Genomic DNA, 248 nt, shown 5'->3' on the forward strand with positions numbered 1-248 from the left:
ACCGGAATGGTGATCAGGAAGATGATCAGCAGAACCAGCATCACATCCACCAGAGGGGTCGTGTTGATGGCGGAGACGACTTCGTCGTCCCCTCCTCCGTTGCCAACCTGCATTCCCATGGTTCAGCCCACCCGGTTGGAGGTTGTCACCGTGGTCGGGGAGTTATCGGCATTCACCCGCACGCTCTCCGCCGCCGCACCATGGCGCACGCCACCGATCAGGATGGACTGCAGGTCATCGGCAAAGTC

General features: G+C 60.9%; 1 protein-coding gene. It reads right to left on the reverse strand.

The window, feature by feature from the left end; all coding sequences use genetic code 11:
* Window positions 1-119 (reverse strand): ExbD/TolR family protein (locus AB2L51_RS15310; protein ID WP_400922721.1); only part of this gene is annotated, 119 nt, incomplete at its 3' end.
* Window positions 120-248: the final 129 nt, after the last annotated feature.

Source organism: Acetobacter fabarum (assembly GCF_040702925.2).
GTDB classification, from domain to species: domain Bacteria; phylum Pseudomonadota; class Alphaproteobacteria; order Acetobacterales; family Acetobacteraceae; genus Acetobacter; species Acetobacter fabarum_B.